The sequence below is a fragment of the Paraburkholderia fungorum genome (assembly GCF_046027605.1).
GTDB lineage: Bacteria > Pseudomonadota > Gammaproteobacteria > Burkholderiales > Burkholderiaceae > Paraburkholderia > Paraburkholderia fungorum_F.
This window is the reverse complement of sequence record NZ_JAQQEF010000001.1, coordinates 359,935-376,179: the sequence shown is the minus strand read 5'-3', so window position 1 is coordinate 376,179 and position 16,245 is coordinate 359,935. Positions and strand designations below refer to the sequence as shown.

Below are 16,245 nucleotides of genomic sequence, written 5' to 3'. Positions count from 1 at the left end.
CGTGTCATTGTTTTACAACGAACAGCGCGCACCGCTAGAATCCGCGAGGTTGGCGGAATCCATCAAACCACCGCGCATTGTTCGAAAAAAAACCGAAGGGAAAATGAAAAAATTAATAGCTTCAGCCATGCTCTGTCTGCCCCTGTTCGCCCACGCCGCAACTGACGCGACCGCCGACTGCCAGTCCCACCTCGCCACCTGGATGAAAACATTGCATCCCGGCCGGCAACTCGACACTGAACATGCCGCGTGCAAGATCTGGCCCGCCGATCCTTCGCTGACGCTGGCCGTGCAGGCGCTGCCGAAAGCCGGCAATACAGACGACGGAGGCCAGTACGACGTCGAAGTGCTGGTCGCCGACAGCAAGTCGGGTGCGATCATCGCGCATGAATATGAGCCGGCCGCTATCAGCTCCGACGCGATCCGGTTCAGTCAAATCGATCTGGATACCGCTCGCTATCAACTCACCCCGCAATTGCGCGCATTCGGCGTTCGCGTGACCTACGAGGGTTCGTCACGCGTCAATCCGTACGAAGGTCAGGCGCTGAGCTTGTACGTGCTGGACGGCCATACGCTGCGTCGCGTGGTCGACGATCTGGCCGTCCAGAACAATTCCGGCGACTGGGACGGCAATTGCGCCGGCACGTCCTCGGCCATCACGCGCACGCTTGCCGTGGGTCCCGTCAGCGCCACCGGCTATGCGACGTTGCGCGTCGGCGAAACCTCGAAGGAAACGGTCAGCAAGCAGACCAGCAAAGACTGCGTATCGACCGATGGTCCGGCAAAGCGCTCCTCCACGACGCTCGAATATGACGGCACAGCGTATCGCGTGCCGAAAGCATTGCACTATGAATGACGGCGGTTCAGCCGCGCAGCGCTGCGCGCGCCGTGTGCGCCGCGTCGCAGCTGCTGACGCTCGCCGGCGGCACTGGTTATCGATCTACATCCCACTGCGCCAGCAGATCCGCCGGAATGGTCTGCACGATTTCCGCATAGCGCTTGCCAACACAATGCTCCGCGCGCCGGAGCAGTACGGGAATCGGACTGCTTGGCTCATGGGTTTCGAACCACAACCGCGCCTGACGGATTTGCTCCAGCGCAGTGTGCCGGTCGGCTAAGGGCGCAGGCGTGCTTCGGCCGGCCGGTTCCTGATCAGCGAGGAGCGTGGAGACGCCAGAGTGCGCCGGAGCGGATGCCTCAGGTGTCTCATCCGCGTCAGATGCGCAGGCGTCACCGACAATAGTTTCATCCGATTCAGCGTTTGCCCCCGTTTGGGGTTCTGTCGATCGAACCAGCCGCCGCAGCAATCTGTCCAGCGCGGAAAGATCAGGCGCGAACGCCTCCAGATGCGTAGCGTTCCACTTCTCAACGGCTTCCAGGCTGGCCAATGCCTGTCCGAACCCGGACAGCACCGCCGGATTCTGGATCTGTAGATCGTCCAGTTGTCTTGTCACGGATTCGGGCGCAAGCGCATCAGCCGGACGCGGCCGCGCGAACGCGCGCTCGACATCGCGTACCTGCAGGCGCGCCGCCGACGATCGGGTCAGCGCAATCTCTCGCAAGTCGGCTAGCAAACCGTCGCTATCAGTCAGCTCTTGAATCGCATTTGCGCGAATCTCAAGTGCCGCGTCACGATCCGAGTCGACGGCGAGTTGCGGATGAATCGCTTCCGGATAAAGATCAAGCCAGCTCGCGAGCAATGCCAGCCCTTCGCCTAAACCGGCGGCCCCTGCAAGCCGCGTGCGGCAACGCGCGAACAAAACCGCAAGCCGGATATCCTTGCTGCGTAACATCAACCTGCGGCAATCACGATCGATATCGCTCCAGTTGACGGGCTCAGACGAGCCGACGAAATTGCCGTATTGCGCATCCGGCTGCACGATCGTTTTCGCTGACAGGACGACGTACTCCGGGTCGTATTCGAGATCAGCGCCGCACGGCGCGTCTTCCGTGATTGGCGTCAGCCAGTCGTGACTCGAGGTGTCCTGATGCCGCGATTTTCCGGCACCCTGTTTCTTGGCATTCATGGATTCTTCAATGGGCTAGTGTGGGTCAGCACGTAGTGCTCGGGTTCGAAGCGCATGCCCGTAATCGGCTCACCGGTGACCGAACGGCCAAGCCATCCCGACCACCCGAGCCGTTCGGATCCACCAATCACGGCAGGCGGCGCACTCTGAGCCCGAATCCGCAACTCGACTTCCCACGCATACTCGAGCCCGACGAAGGCGCGAACCCACTGCACCAGCAGCGGCAGGTCAGCGCCTTGCGGGGTGAAACGCAGATAGGCGTCGATATCGAGCGGACCGATGACGATACGGAACTTGTGCTGACGGTCCGGGACCTGTTCGCCCAACATCGCGCCTTCCGACATCACGGACGGCGCGCCAGGTTGGCCAAGCATGCTGTATTCAGCGGGATCGACTTCGATCCAGTTCCAGACATATTCATCAATCGCGACGGGCACGCCGAAGAACTGGGCGAGCGTGGCGCGAAGACCGTCGGGATTGCGTGCTTCCCGCACCAGATGAGCGGACGCCGCCATGCGCGCGTGGGCCGGCAAGCGCTCGCGCGCGATCTCGTCCGTGCTTTGCCCGAACAGACTGGCGACGTAAAACGAGAACCGCTCGTTGTCCGGCCGATCCAGTCCTGCGGCAGCTTGCGCGGACGACCATGCGCGGTAGAACAGCGTCAGGTAGCGATGATGGAAGATGTCGAAAAAATCGGTAAGCGTGCTGTCGCGCCGGTTCTCCTTGCGGTCCCGCGCAATTTCCGTGACGTGGATCGGTAGCGGCCCATTCGGGCCGAGCATGCCGAGACCGAATAGCCGCACCTTGAGACGTCCATCGACTTCGCAGACCTCGGCGATCTCGCGCGGCGCGAAGGTCAGGCTCGGTTGCTGGCCAAGACGATACGGTTCCGCCTGCGGACGACGGGCGCAACCGATCGGCGGGATACGCGAATCGGCGCCGAGGCGCCGCAGCAGACTCAGGAAGCCGAAGCGCCATGGTTCGGCGTGCAGCTTTTCAAGCAGTTGGGTCGAGAGCGCGCTGTCGCGTAGCGCGGCAGGCAAGGGCGCGCGGTTCATCAGGCGGCGCCTCGCGTGCCCATGCGCACCGGCCAGCGGGCCACGCGTCCGCGCTGCATCGAATGCAGTTCCGTCTGCGTGAAAACGTTGATGGAGACGTGACGTGCCAGGTAGTGTTCGAGGATCAATCCGAAGAGGTACGGACTGGTGCCGGAAAATCCGCTTTCGTCGACCGTCAATGAACATTCAATCCCGCGCCCAAATACCAGTGGGCCGCCGCCGGGCAGACGCCGTGTGACCGGGCGAGTCTTCACCCCCACCAGGCTTTCGACCTGCCGTCCCTGTGCTTCATCCTGATCGGTCAGGAACAGACGCAACAGATCGCGCAGACCCTGCCCGCCTGCACGATGATCGAGCTCTGCGAGCGGCAGGTAGTTGAAGTTCAACTGCCGGATCAGGCGCCACGCCGTATCACGCTCTGCATAGGGTGCCTTGGGCGCGCTCGGTGGGCGGATCAACCCAGTGCTCTCGACCGGCACCGAGCCGGTCACGCGCAGGTCGCTTATGCCGTTGCGCGGCACGAGGCTGGGAAGATCGCGATTGGTCAGCCACGCGTCGGCCCATAAGTAACGAATCGATTCGGCATACGGCGCTTCGTTCTGATCGACCAGCGAGATGAAGGTCTCCGTGCTGATGTAAGGCGTGCGCGTCCCGTAGCGGCGCACGGAATCGGACAGCAGTCGCCGCTCGCGACGGATCGAGAAATAGCGCCCGTAGTTGCCTTCGTCGTTATTGAGCGTTTGATAGAGCGGCCGGAACGCCAGCGGTTCCGAGGTCGCTTCCACGCGGCCGGTCATTGCCTCGACCGCGAACACCTCATAGTCGAGCGGAAGCAAACGGTCCGGGACCAGGTGAAATTCCGTGTCGCCTTGTGGCAGCTCGATACGGTCGGTGCGCTGGCGGAACAGATTCACGACCGGCGTACAGAACAGCGCAAAACGCGACGCGTCAACCAGATTGGCAAGCGCGCCGGGTACGCGATCCAGCAGGATCACAATTTCCGCTTCTTTTGCTGTGATGCGTCGCAACCCGGGCTCGAGTCCGGTGAGCGAAAAGAAGTAAAAGCGGTTCGGGCACGCGAAATACTCGTGCAACAGGTTGTGCCCATGGAAGCTCGACCAGATCAGCGGCAATAGACCTTGATCCGGCGCCAATCCTTCGTGGTCGACCGCATTGGATGTCACCGCATGCAACGTGCTGCCGAGCGCACCAGGCGTTCCCGTTAGCGACGCAATGCTCGCGGCGTGCAGAAGCTCGAAAAGATGCGACGCGACCTGTTCGTCGCCGGCGAGATAGACCGGCAAGCGGTCGAGACCTCGCAGATCGCTGATGTGAGCGTCGCCGCTCATGCGCAGCCGCAGACGCAGCGCACCACGTACCTGCGTGTGAGCCGGCACGTAACGGTCAAGCGACGGAATGTCCGGCGGAATGCCGGTGAGTTGCGCATCGACAATTTCCAGCGGATACAGCGTCACGTCCTGGCCGCTGCGAAACTGACAGGCGGTTTGTTCGCCGTCAGGCACGTGTGCAACGAACGCCGCGCCACGCGGAAGATGAAAGCCTTCGACCAGATTGCCCTCTTTGACGCTCGGGAAGAGACGGGCGACAGCCATCGACGGTGTCGGCGCAACATAGTTGGGATAGACGACTTCGAGCAGCCGTTCGGTGAAGCGGGGGAATTCGGCGTCGAGCTTGATCTGCATCCGCGCAGCCATGAAACAGAACGATTCGATCACACGTTCGACATAGGGATCGGCGACTTCACCGGCCTGCATCCCCAGGCGCCGGGCGATCTTGGGATGCGCTTGCGCGAATTCACCTGCCATCTCGCGCAGATAGATCAGTTCCTGGTTGTAGTAGTCGAGCAGTCGCGGGTCCATGCAGGGCCTTCCGATGGTTTGCTATGTCTGTTATTGGGCGGGATGCAAGGCTCAGCTCACGCGTACGTTTGCAATGTTCATGCGGCTGGTTTCCAGGTCGATCGAACTCTGCACCAGAAATTCGAGCGGATAGGGATCCATGTGGATCATTCCGCGGATTTCGAACATGAGCACGTTGTAGTGGTTCGCTGCGTCTTCACCGGCGAGCGGCTTCACGGCCAACGAATCCGGAATCAGGCGCGGCTCGAACTCGCGGACCGCGCGCCGGATCATCTCTTCGACGTCCGACCATTTGCGCGAAACCAGATAGGCGCCGGCCAAAGGTGGTATGCCGTAGTTGATGGTTGAGCTGGCGGCGTACGGATAGCGGTCCCTGTCCAGGTCGCTTTCCATGCTGATCGTATTGAGCAGGAACACGAGATCCCGCTGGACGATATCGCGCATCTGCGAGCGCGTGGGTGCGTGGTCCTCGGGCCCTTCGGTGAGCTGTTGCGGCGCGTCGTCACGCAGGCGATCGAGCAGCGTCGGCAGCAGATGCGTGTTGGCACGGCGCGGCATGGCTGGCCGCTCGATGTTTGCACGCGAGCGTCGCGCCGCGCGAGCGGGTTCGTGCAACACCTGCGGCGTCCGTCGGTTCGACTCAGTCATGGGATCGCGCCGGATCGGCTAGAACGTTCGGCACCATAAGCGGACTGTCGATGCTGGTAGCGTGATGTTCACGGCGTACTAGCGCTGGCGGCAGCCGCGATGGCTGTGCCCTGAATTCGGGTGGTGCAAAAAGCCGCAGGATGTCGGGCGCCGGTTCCATTGTCACGGTGGCGGACGGGTCGCCTTCCAGTTTCCCAAACGCCTGCTCGACGCGCTGCGCTCCGGACAAGAGTGCGTCCACGGAAGCGGCCTGCTGCTGCGAGGTGAGGTCCGGAACTTCATGCGACGCAGTTGGGCGCGCGGACGGTGTGGTCCAGTCACCTTCGAGGGAGCTTTGAGGATCGTCGAGCGCCCGGCAATAGCGGTCATACAGCGACGCCATCAGATCGCCGTTACGCAACTGCGCCGGCTGGGTTGTTCCAGCCATCCTGCCTGTTCCGATCAAGGAAAAAATCGTGTCGTCATGGTTCGTGTCTGGCCATGAATTGGCCCGTGTCTCATTGGCAATCGCGGGATATAGGATTGAATAAGAATAATTATCTTTATTCTTAATTTTTATCTCGTTAATAAGATCTATTGCCTCTGATTTTTTATCATTAACGATTGTCTTTCCTTTCGCAGCGTTCATTTTTGTTTATCCGGAAATTAGGATATCTGTGTCTGATGTTTTGTGCGTCAGAAGATTATCTGCAGAAAGCCCATGAATTTCAATAGAGTGGCCTGTTTGTAGGGCTAGTGGCTACATCTGTGTAGGTTCTTCTTGGCTCCAATGTAGGATCAATTCTCTCGTGATGACGTATTAAATTTACATTTGTGATTTTTGTGAATTTAGATGGAATTTACTATTCACAAACGTAGCAAGCCGAGTGTAAATTTCTCGCCGAAATTGTGAATCTCTCGATAAGAACATCAACCCGGGATTGAAACGAGTCATGGGAATTTCGCGGCACGCACTATTCGGCAAACTGGACGGCACACTCTTCCGGAGCGTGGAGTCGGCCACGGCATTCTGCAAACTGCGCGGCAATCCCTATGTCGAACTGGTGCATTGGCTGCATCAACTCATCCAACTGTCCGACAGTGACCTGCATCGCATCCTGCGGCACTGCGACATCGATCTTGCCGGGCTCGAACGCGATATGGCCCGCGCGCTGGCTGCCCTACCTGCCGGCGCAAGTTCGATCAGCGATTTCTCTCACCATATCGAAACGGCGATCGAGCGCGCCTGGGTCATCGCAACGCTCAGCTTCAATGATCATCGCGTGCGGGGTGCGTGGCTACTGGCCGCCTTGGTCAGCACGCCCGAGTTGCGGCGTGTGCTGTTGAGCATCTCGGCGGCCTTCCAGAAGATTCCCGTCGAGGGGCTGAGCGATGTTTTGCCGACATGGATCGAGCGTTCTCCAGAGGCTGCCGACGCGCCCTACGATGGCACTGACTTGTCACCTGCCATGCCGGGCGAGGCAGCGAATGCGTTGCCTTCGCCGGCGAAAGGCAAGCCGCTGGAACAGTTCTGCACTGACCTGACAGCACGCGCGCGTGACGGCGGCATTGATCCGGTCGTCGGGCGCGAACTCGACATTCGCACCATGATCGATGTTCTGCTGCGGCGTCGGCAGAACAACCCGTTGCTGACGGGCGAGGCAGGCGTCGGCAAGACCGCCGTCGTCGAGGGCCTCGCGCTGGCGATCGCGAACGGGATGGTGCCGCCGAAACTGGCGGAGGTCCGGCTACTGACCGTCGACGTCGGCGCATTGCTTGCCGGCGCGAGGATGAAGGGTGAATTCGAGGCGCGTCTGAAGGGCGTCCTCGAAGCGGCGGTCAATTCGCCGGCGCCAGTCATCCTGTTCGTCGATGAGGTTCATACGCTAGTCGGCGCCGGCGGCCAGGCAGGTACGGGCGACGCCGCCAACCTGCTCAAGCCGGCGCTTGCGCGTGGCACGGTGCGCATGATCGGCGCGACGACCTGGAGCGAATACAAGCGTCATATCGAGAAGGATCCCGCGCTCGTACGCCGGTTTCAGGTGCTGCAGGTCATGGAGCCGGAAGAGGCCGCGGCGATCGACATGGTGCGTGGCGTAGCGGGCACATTTGCAGCCCATCATGGCGTCGAGATTCGAGACGAAGCGATTCGCGCAGCGGTCACGCTGTCGCATCGCTACATTCCGTCCCGCCAGTTGCCGGATAAGGCGATCAGTCTGCTCGACACCGCTTGCGCGCGTGTTGCGCTATCGCAGCATGCGCCACCCGGCGAGCTTCAGGATGTGTTGCACCGGCTACAGGTGGCGGAGGTGGAGCAGGCGCTCCTGCATCGTGAGGCGCGCATCGGTCTGGACGCGGGCACGGCGCTCAGCAAGGTGAAGGCGCGGATCGACGCACTCACCGTCGAGGCGCGCGAAGTTGAAACGCGGTGGCAAGGGCAGATGGAGGCCGCGCAGGCACTGCTGCATGCACGCGGATCCGCTATCGGCCGCGTCGATGAAACCGCTCTCGCCGAGGCCGCTCCCGCAGATTCCCTGCGTGGACTCGAGCACGCCCTCGCTGCGCGCCAACAGGATGTTCCACTCGTCTTCACTGAGGTAAGCGAGGCAATCGTCGCTGCAATCGTTTCGGATTGGACGGGCATTCCCGCGGGCAGGATGCTGACTGACGAGGTCACCGCCGTGCTGGCGCTCCCCGCCACGTTGTCGCAGCGTGTGATCGGCCAGCAAGCCGCGTTGTGTCAGATCTGCGAGCGTATTCAGACCGCTCGCGCGGGTCTCACCGATCCGCACAAACCGATTGGCGTATTTCTGTTAGCCGGGCCTTCCGGTGTCGGCAAGACGGAAACCGCGCTCGCCCTGGCGGAAGCGCTCTATGGCGGCGAACAGAACCTGATTACGCTGAATATGAGTGAGTACCAGGAGGCCCATACGGTGTCCGGACTCAAAGGCGCGCCGCCGGGTTATGTCGGCTACGGCGAAGGGGGCGTGCTGACCGAAGCGGTGCGTCGCCGTCCCTATTCCGTGGTGCTGCTCGACGAAATCGAGAAGGCGCACCCGGATATTCATGAAATGTTCTTCCAGGTGTTCGACAAGGGCTACATGGAAGACGGCGACGGCCGATACATCGATTTCCGCAACACCACGATTCTGCTGACCAGCAACCTCGGCGCGGAACTGACAGCTGGCTTGTGCGCGGACCCCATGCTCACGCCTGACGCAGCCGGATTGCGCCGCGCGTTGATGCCGGCACTGCTCGATGCGTTTCCCGCCGCGTTCATCGGCCGTCTGTCTGTCGTGCCGTATCTGCCGCTTGCCCGCGAGACGCTTGCCGATATCGTGAGGCTGCACTTGGGGCGTGTCGTCGAACGGATGGCGGTCCAACACGCCATCACGCTCCGGTTCAGCGAGCCCGTTGTCGACCACATCGTCGGGCGCTGCCTCGTTCAGGAAACCGGCGCGCGCGCCCTGATCGGCTTTATCGAGCAGCACGTGCTGCCTCGGCTCTCCGCCCTGTGGCTGGACGCGCTTTCAGGCAAAGCCACGCTTGTGTCGATTGAAATCGATGTGGCCAATCACGATCAGGATGCCCCTGACGCGCGTGAGGGCCTCACGTTTCGCGCCGAAAGACGGCGAGATTCTGTTCCCGGATAGGCACCCCATCGTTCGTTGTCCTGCGACCGACCAGATTATTTTTGCCCCCCCCAATTTGCCATGCCAAAGGAGCCATGCAATGTCCGTTTCCAACAGTTCGCAGAAGTTCATCGCGCGCAACCGAGCGCCTCGCGTGCAGATTGAATATGACGTCGAGGTTTATGGGTCGGAGAAGAAGATCGAACTGCCGTTCGTGATGGGTGTGCTTGCCGACCTGTCCGGCAAACCGGTCGAGGTGTTGCCGCCGGTCGCGGACCGAACGTTCCTGGAAATCGACATCGACAATTTCGACGAACGCATGAAAGCGATTCAGCCGCGTGTGGCGTTCTCCGTGCCGAACACGCTGGCCGGCGACGGCCATCTGATGGTCGACATGGCGTTCGAGAGCATTGAAGACTTTTCGCCTGCCGCGGTCGCGCGCAAAGTCGATTCGCTCGCCCAGCTACTTGAGGCGCGCACGCAACTCGCGAATCTGCAGACCTACATGGACGGCAAGTCGGGTGCGGAAGGCCTCGTGAACAAGCTGCTGCAGGATCCCGGCTTGCTCAAGGCGCTAGCCGCCGCGCCGAAACCGCAGACCGCGGCTGAAGCGCAAGGCGTGACCACAACCCCCTGATCGACTCGACTGAATCAACGCGCAAGGAGGAATTCAGCATGGCAAAGCAGGACACGCGGCTAGCGGCCACCGGCACGCAGACCTACGATGATTTCACCCATCTTCTGACCCAGGAGTTCAAGCCGAAGACGGAACAGGCTCGGGAGGCGGTCGAGTTCGCGGTGAAGACGCTCGCGGAGCAGGCGCTGCAGCAATCGGTCACCATCAGTGACGATGCCTACAAGAGCATCGAGGCGATCATTGCCGAGATCGATCACAAGCTGTCCGAGCAGATCAACATGATTCTGCATCACGGCGATTTCCAGAAACTGGAATCGGCATGGCGCGGTCTGCATCATCTCGTGTCGAACACCGAGACAGATGAGAAGCTCAAGATTCGCTTCATGGATGTGTCGAAGGAAGAGTTGCGTCGCACGATGAAGCGCTACAAGGGCGCGGCCTGGGACCAGAGCCCGCTCTTCAAGCAGATCTACGAGGAGGAATATGGCCAGCTCGGCGGTGAGCCATACGGTTGTCTGGTCGCCGACTACTATTTCGACCATACGCCACCGGACGTCGATCTGCTGGGTTCGCTCGCGAAGGTGTCGGCGGCATCGCATACGCCGTTCATTTCCGGTGCTTCACCTTCAGTATTGCAAATGGACTCGTGGCAGGAGTTGGCCAATCCACGCGATCTGACCAAGATATTCACGCAGAACCTCGAGTATGCGCCGTGGAACTCGCTGCGTAACACTGAAGATGCGCGCTATGTCGGTCTCGCCATGCCACGTTTCCTGTCGCGTTTGCCATACGGCGCGAAGACAAACCCGGTAGATGAATTCGATTTCGAGGAAGACACCGGCGGCTCCGATCACCGGCGCTATGCGTGGGCCAATGCGGCCTATGCGATGGGCGTGAACATTAACCGCTCGTTCAGGTTGTATGGCTGGTGCACGCTGATTCGCGGCGTCGAGTCGGGTGGCACGGTGGAAAACCTGCCATGCCATACGTTCCCCACCGACGACGGCGGCATCGACATGAAGTGCCCGACCGAGATTGCAATCTCGGACCGTCGCGAGGCAGAACTCGCCCGTAACGGCTTCATTCCGTTGATCCACCGCAAAAACACGGATCACGCGACCTTCATCGGCGCGCAATCGATGCAGAAGCCGGCGGAGTATCAGGATCCCGACGCCACGGCCAATGCGAACCTGTCGGCGCGGCTTCCTTACCTGTTCGCCTGCTCGCGCTTCGCGCACTACCTCAAGTGCATCGTGCGCGACAAGGTGGGTGCGTTCAAGGAGCGCGAGGACATGCAGCGCTGGCTGAACGAATGGATCATGAACTATGTCGATGCCGATCCCGCGAATTCGTCCCAGGAAACCAAGGCTCGCCGTCCATTGGCAGCAGCGGAAGTGATCGTTGAAGACATCGAGGGAAATCCTGGCTATTACCAGGCCAAGTTCTTCTTGCGTCCGCACTTCCAGCTTGAAGGTCTGACAGTGTCGCTGCGTCTTGTCGCGAAGCTTCCGTCCATCAAGGAGGCGGCGTGAATACCTTGAACATGCGTCACGGCCGTGTGAGGTCGATGGCCTTCTGAGGCGGCCTGATCTGCTCTGTTCATTCAGCCGGCAGTCGTATCAAGCGACGTCGGCGACCCCTACACCTAAGAAATAGACATGCCCTGGACATACATTCAATCTACTGGCGTCTTTCAGGACCCACAAGGAAATACCGCGGCCACCGGATACTCAGGGGCAGGTGCCGGACGAAACAATTCGCTGATGGAAAGGGAGCCCAATGTCGGCCCCATTCCGCGTGGCACTTACCGGATCGGAAACGCCCGGCAATCGCATCGGACCGGCGCGGTCTCCATGGATTTGGCGCCGATTGCAAGTACTCAAACTTTCGGACGCAGTGCATTTCTGATTCACGGCGACAACCTTTCGCATACGGCGTCGCATGGTTGCATCATTCTCCCTCGCCTGACTCGGGAACAGATCAATCGCAGTACGGACCGAGAGTTGGTGGTGCAATGAAGCGCGTCCACTTCTCCGCCTTCGTGCTGATCGCGCTAGCTGGCGCGTGTCATGCACAGCCGTTGAGTCCGGCACAGCTCACGCGCGATATCCATTCGCGTGGAGCCAGGACTGTTGTTGAGGAGCTTGATCGCGCGGGGCACTTCGATACGGTGCTCAGCGGGATCGCCTCGGGAAAAGCCGCATGGATTCGCGTCGCGCCGGCGATTGCCAACGGAACCGACGCGGGTGATTCCACCGGTCTAAGCGTTGCGTTGGCCCAGGCGTTGCCGAAGAATCCGCGAGCGGTGTTGCAGGTTCTGAAGGACGGTCCAGTCACGGGCGCCGGGGTCGTGTGCGGTGTCCCGTTCATCGAGCCAACACCTCACGAGGTGGCGGCGTATCTGAACAAAACCATTCCGGCCGTGAAACGCGTTCCGGGATCGGCTCAATTTTCCCAGCGTGGCGCTTGCCTCGCGGCATTGACTCGTGCGCAAGCAAGCTCGACTTCGCGGAATTGACGTCGTCAGATCTGACTGTGCATAGGGATGAATTCGTCCCTCTACACATATGACTACCGTTTGTACCTGAATTAACCACAAAGGAGCGCTAAATGGCACAAGACATTTTTTTGAAGATCAGTGGCATCGATGGTGAATCGCAAGATTCGACCCACAAAAACGAGATCGAAATTGCGAACTGGGGCTGGAGAATCTCGCAGGCGTCGAACATGCACGCGGGTTCGGGTGGCGGCGCCGGAAAGGCGACGGTACATGATCTGGCATTCGAACACTACATCGATCGGGCGAGTCCCAATCTGATGAAATATTGCCTCGGCGGCAAACATATCAACGAGGCCACGCTGGTCGCCCGGAAGGCCGGCGGCAATCCGCTCGAGTATCTGAAGATCACGATGAGCGATGTGATCGTCACCGTGGTTCAACCATCGGGCAGCAGCGAAGACGAGCGCATGCGCGAGCAGGTTCACCTGTCATTTGCGAAGGTCAAGCAGGAGTACGTTGTACAGAATGCCCAGGGCGGCAGCGGCGGCGCGGTGACGGCCAGCTACGACATCAAGGGCAACAAGGAAGCGTAGGGCGGGAAAGGCAATCCCGAGGGCAGTACCCGAGTTGGGCGCAACGCCGTTGTGCCCACCGCCATTCTCTTTGTTGCAGGGCTTTATGCGTTTGTTCAATCCTGTCACCGCGTCGCTCGCAGGTGCATTGGTCGTCGTGTTGGGGGCGTGCGTGAGCAGCAACCCCAACACGCAGGCGGCGAAAGAGCCGATCCGGCTCGATCTGTCGATCAAGGCCGCGAAAGATGTCAACCCGGACGATAAGGGCCGCGCCGCGCCCATCGTCGTGCGGGTGTACGAATTGAAGAACGACGCCGCGTTCGCGGCTGCCGACTTTTTTTCGCTACAGGACAGGGACAAGACCCTCCTCGCGGACGATGTCAACGCGCGTGAGGAATTCCTGCTTCGGCCCGGTGACACGAAGTCCGTGCGTCGCAAATCGAATCCTTCCACGTTGGCGATTGGCATTCTGGCCGCCTATCGTGATTTGCCCAATGCCGTGTGGCGCGAGACCTACCCGTTGCCACCGGCACCGGACGCGGCGTGGTATCGCCGCGCGGGCAAAGTGAAACTGAATATCGACCTCGACGCCAACGCGCTCAAGGTTACCGAAAGCAAGTAGCGGAAACATATCCTCATGAGCTGGCATAACAAGGTTGTCTGGAGCGAAGGGCTGTTTCTGCGCCCGCAATTGTTTCAACAGCAGGAACGGTATCTGGAAAACTACGCGCACAAGCGTGCGGCGTCGCTGTCGCCGTTCTTTTTTGGTTTCAGCCACTACAGCATCGACAGCGAAGCGCTGGCGCTGGGCAAAGTGATCGTCAAATCGGCGGCGGGCGTGTTTGCTGACGGCACGCCGTTCGATACGCCCGCGAGTACGCCGCCGCCCGCTCCTTTGACGATCCGCCCCGAACATCTCGAGCAGCTGGTCTATCTGGCGGTGCCGATCCGCGTGCCCAACGCGGAGGAAACGATCTTCGACGACAAAGCCGATTCGTTGGCGCGCTATGCCGCGTTTGATATCGATTTGCGCGACACGAACTCGGTCGCGCAAGGGCCGAAGACCGTCCAGTTATCCAACCTGCGGCTGCGTCTGTTACCGGAAAAGGAACTGACTGATGCGTGGATCGGCCTCGCGCTTACTCGGGTGAAAACGATCGGTGCCGATGGCAGTATCGAACTGGACGACACTATTGTGCCGCCGGTCAGCGCCTATGGCGCCAGTGCGCTGCTGACGAGCTGGCTCGAGAAGATTCATGACTTGACGCACTTGCGCGCCAACGCGCTGGCGCAACGCCTGACCGGAGGTGATGGCCAGGCGGGCGTGGCCGCGGAGGTCTCCGACTATCTGTTGCTACAGACGCTCAACCGTTATGAGCCGTTATTGCAGCACCTGAGGCGTGTACCGCCAACCTCGCCCGCTGATCTATACGCGTTGCTGCTCAGCATGGCGGGCGAACTGTCCACCTACTTGCGCACTGAAACGCGCCGCCCGCTGGATTCGCATCCTCCTTATCAGCATAGTGCGCCGCATCTTTGTCTGAAGCCTCTAGTCGACGATACGCACCGCCTGCTCAACGCGGTACTCGTGCGCAGCGCACAGAGCATCCCGCTCCAGGAACAGGCGCATGGCATGCGCAATGCCGTGGTCGATCCATCGGACATGCAACGCTTCACGGCCGTGGTGCTGGCCGTGCATGCGCAGATGCCGCCAGATGTTCTACAGCAGCAATTTGCCGCCCAGGCGAAGGCCGGGCCATCCGAACGGTTGCCGGACCTCGTGCGCTCGCACTTGCCCGGCATTGCGCTACAGGCACTCCCGGTGCCCCCGCGGCAGATTCCATTCAATGCCGGTTACGTCTATTACGAGTTCACGCGCGCTGGACCGTTGTGGGATGAGGTCGCGCGTCACGGCGGTTTGGCCTTGCATATCGCGGGTGAGTTTCCTTCGTTGAAACTGGAGTTGTGGGGTGTCCGTGGCTGACATTCCGAAGACCTGCGCCGTCGCGATGGCCCGATGCGCGCGAACCTCCAACCACCTGAATGGCAGCCCATGAGCGCGACGACCTTACCCTGGACGGAATCGGGCAACTCGCGCGAGCCGCGCCTCAGCAACACGAGCAGTGCGGACACGAATTTCGGCGCGCGATTACAAGCGGTCAACGCCGCGCGCAATCCGCTCCTGGAAGCAGGGCGACCGCTGCTGCGCGCGCTGGCGGATATGCCGCAACAACTCGACATCGATGCAATCGACCCGCTTCGGCGTCTGCTCCAGCAGGAAGTTCGTCTGTTCCAGAAGCTTTGCGAGCAGGCCAACCTGCGTCGCGATCACATGCTGGGTGCGCGCTACAGCTTGTGTACGGCACTCGACGAGGTGGTGATGCTGGCGCTCGATGCCAAGAACGTGAGCGCCTGGGCGAACGCGCCGCTTGCGTCCATTTTCCACGAGGACAACCAGGGCGGGCAGAAGGTGTATTTGCTGATTGGGCGCTTGATGACCGAGCCCCGGGAGCATCTGAATCTGCTCGAAGTGATCTACCGCGTATTGAGCCTCGGCTTCGAGGGCATGTACCGGGCGGCCCCCAGCGGGCACCGTCAGCACGACGAGGTGCGTCAGCGTCTGTACACAGAAATCGTCGCTCAGCGCGGCCCGGTTCCGGCGGCGCTGTCGCCGCACTGGACTGGCTCGGCGGGCGGCAGGCGCCACTCGTTTCTCGACGTGCCTGTCTGGGTCACCGCAACGGTCCTCGGGCTGATCCTGCTCGCGATGTTCTGCTACGCAAAGTACGACTTGCTGACGCAGGGCGCGGCCGTTCAGAAGGAGATTGCCGACATTGGCCGCATGACGCCGCCGGCGCCATCCGCGTTGCACCTGCGCGAATTGCTCAGCGCGGAGATCGCAGCGGGCAAGGTCAGCGTCGACGAGGACGCGCGCCACAGTGCGGTCACGTTTCATGGCGACGACATGTTCGTGCCCGGCAACGCTATGGTCAATGCGTCGATGCAACCGCTCGTCGCGAGAATCGCCGCCGAGATCATCAAGGTTCCAGGCAAGGTCACCGTGATCGGCCATACCGACAACATGCCGGTTCGCGGTCGCGTATTTGCATCGAATCAGGCGCTCTCGGAAGAGCGCGCCGCCCAGGTGATGCAGATGTTGCAGGACGCCGGCGTGCCCGCGAGCCGGCTTGAGGCGGTGGGCAAGGGCGACACGAGCCCGATTGCCGATAACAGGACACTTCCGGGGCGCGCGCAGAACCGTCGCGTTGAGATCAACGTCGCAGAGTGAGCGCTGGCAGCGGCGTCGCTGGA

General features: G+C 61.0%; 15 protein-coding genes. 10 read left to right on the top strand and 5 right to left on the bottom strand.

All coding sequences use genetic code 11. The annotated features are described in order from the left end of the window. The first annotated feature begins 103 nt into the window (after nt 1-103). Nucleotides 104-856 (top strand): PA3715 family protein, encoded by a 753-nt coding sequence (locus PQR53_RS01575; RefSeq protein ID WP_408450817.1) that lies wholly within the window; start codon nt 104-106, stop codon nt 854-856. Between the two features lie 76 nt (nt 857-932). On the opposite strand, the gene PQR53_RS01570 is transcribed toward PQR53_RS01575, so the two are convergent. From PQR53_RS01570 to PQR53_RS01550, 5 genes are all read right to left on the bottom strand, one after another. Further along, entirely contained in the window at nt 933-2,027 is a 1,095-nt protein-coding gene (locus tag PQR53_RS01570; RefSeq protein WP_408450816.1) for a type VI secretion system protein TssA, read from the bottom strand. Then, nucleotides 2,024-3,085, bottom strand: a complete 1,062-nt coding sequence (tssG, locus tag PQR53_RS01565) for a type VI secretion system baseplate subunit TssG (protein WP_408450815.1) — start codon at nt 3,083-3,085, stop codon at nt 2,024-2,026. Before tssG ends, PQR53_RS01570 begins: the two co-directional genes overlap by 4 nt. After that, the gene (tssF, locus tag PQR53_RS01560; protein ID WP_408450814.1) at nt 3,085-4,965 is read right to left on the bottom strand and encodes a type VI secretion system baseplate subunit TssF; all 1,881 of its coding nucleotides are present in this window, start codon (nt 4,963-4,965) and stop codon (nt 3,085-3,087) included. The genes tssG and tssF overlap by 1 nt, the downstream gene beginning before the upstream one ends. 51 nt (nt 4,966-5,016) lie before the next feature. Beyond that, nucleotides 5,017-5,523, bottom strand: a complete 507-nt coding sequence (gene tssE, locus PQR53_RS01555) for a type VI secretion system baseplate subunit TssE (RefSeq protein ID WP_408451153.1) — start codon at nt 5,521-5,523, stop codon at nt 5,017-5,019. An 82-nt stretch (nt 5,524-5,605) separates the two neighbouring features. After that, on the bottom strand, nt 5,606-6,241 hold the full coding sequence (locus PQR53_RS01550) for a TagK domain-containing protein (RefSeq protein WP_408450813.1): 636 nt from the start codon (nt 6,239-6,241) through the stop codon (nt 5,606-5,608). 304 nt (nt 6,242-6,545) lie between these two features. Between PQR53_RS01550 and tssH the strand changes: the two genes are divergently transcribed. The 9 genes from tssH (at nt 6,546) to tssL (ending at nt 16,222) form a co-directional block, all read left to right on the top strand. Continuing rightward, nucleotides 6,546-9,245, top strand: coding sequence for a type VI secretion system ATPase TssH (gene tssH, locus PQR53_RS01545; protein WP_408450812.1), 2,700 nt, complete (start codon nt 6,546-6,548; stop codon nt 9,243-9,245). A gap of 79 nt (nt 9,246-9,324) precedes the next feature. Continuing rightward, nucleotides 9,325-9,861 (top strand): type VI secretion system contractile sheath small subunit, encoded by a 537-nt coding sequence (gene tssB / locus PQR53_RS01540; protein WP_408450811.1) that lies wholly within the window; start codon nt 9,325-9,327, stop codon nt 9,859-9,861. 38 nt (nt 9,862-9,899) lie between these two features. After that, on the top strand, nt 9,900-11,393 hold the full coding sequence (gene tssC / locus PQR53_RS01535) for a type VI secretion system contractile sheath large subunit (protein ID WP_408450810.1): 1,494 nt from the start codon (nt 9,900-9,902) through the stop codon (nt 11,391-11,393). A gap of 126 nt (nt 11,394-11,519) precedes the next feature. Continuing rightward, nucleotides 11,520-11,879, top strand: coding sequence for a tlde1 domain-containing protein (locus PQR53_RS01530; protein ID WP_408450809.1), 360 nt, complete (start codon nt 11,520-11,522; stop codon nt 11,877-11,879). Beyond that, nucleotides 11,876-12,379 carry a hypothetical protein gene (locus PQR53_RS01525; protein ID WP_408450808.1) on the top strand — a complete coding sequence of 168 codons (504 nt, stop codon included), beginning with the start codon at nt 11,876-11,878 and terminating at the stop codon, nt 12,377-12,379. The genes PQR53_RS01530 and PQR53_RS01525 overlap by 4 nt, the downstream gene beginning before the upstream one ends. 92 nt (nt 12,380-12,471) lie before the next feature. Continuing rightward, on the top strand, nt 12,472-12,954 hold the full coding sequence (locus PQR53_RS01520) for an Hcp family type VI secretion system effector (RefSeq protein ID WP_323045403.1): 483 nt from the start codon (nt 12,472-12,474) through the stop codon (nt 12,952-12,954). Between the two features lie 85 nt (nt 12,955-13,039). After that, the gene (gene tssJ / locus PQR53_RS01515) at nt 13,040-13,555 is read left to right on the top strand and encodes a type VI secretion system lipoprotein TssJ (RefSeq protein ID WP_408450807.1); all 516 of its coding nucleotides are present in this window, start codon (nt 13,040-13,042) and stop codon (nt 13,553-13,555) included. 15 nt (nt 13,556-13,570) lie between these two features. Then, nucleotides 13,571-14,917, top strand: a complete 1,347-nt coding sequence (gene tssK, locus PQR53_RS01510; protein ID WP_408450806.1) for a type VI secretion system baseplate subunit TssK — start codon at nt 13,571-13,573, stop codon at nt 14,915-14,917. Between the two features lie 69 nt (nt 14,918-14,986). After that, the gene (gene tssL / locus PQR53_RS01505; protein ID WP_408450805.1) at nt 14,987-16,222 is read left to right on the top strand and encodes a type VI secretion system protein TssL, long form; all 1,236 of its coding nucleotides are present in this window, start codon (nt 14,987-14,989) and stop codon (nt 16,220-16,222) included. The last annotated feature ends 23 nt before the right edge of the window (nt 16,223-16,245 follow it).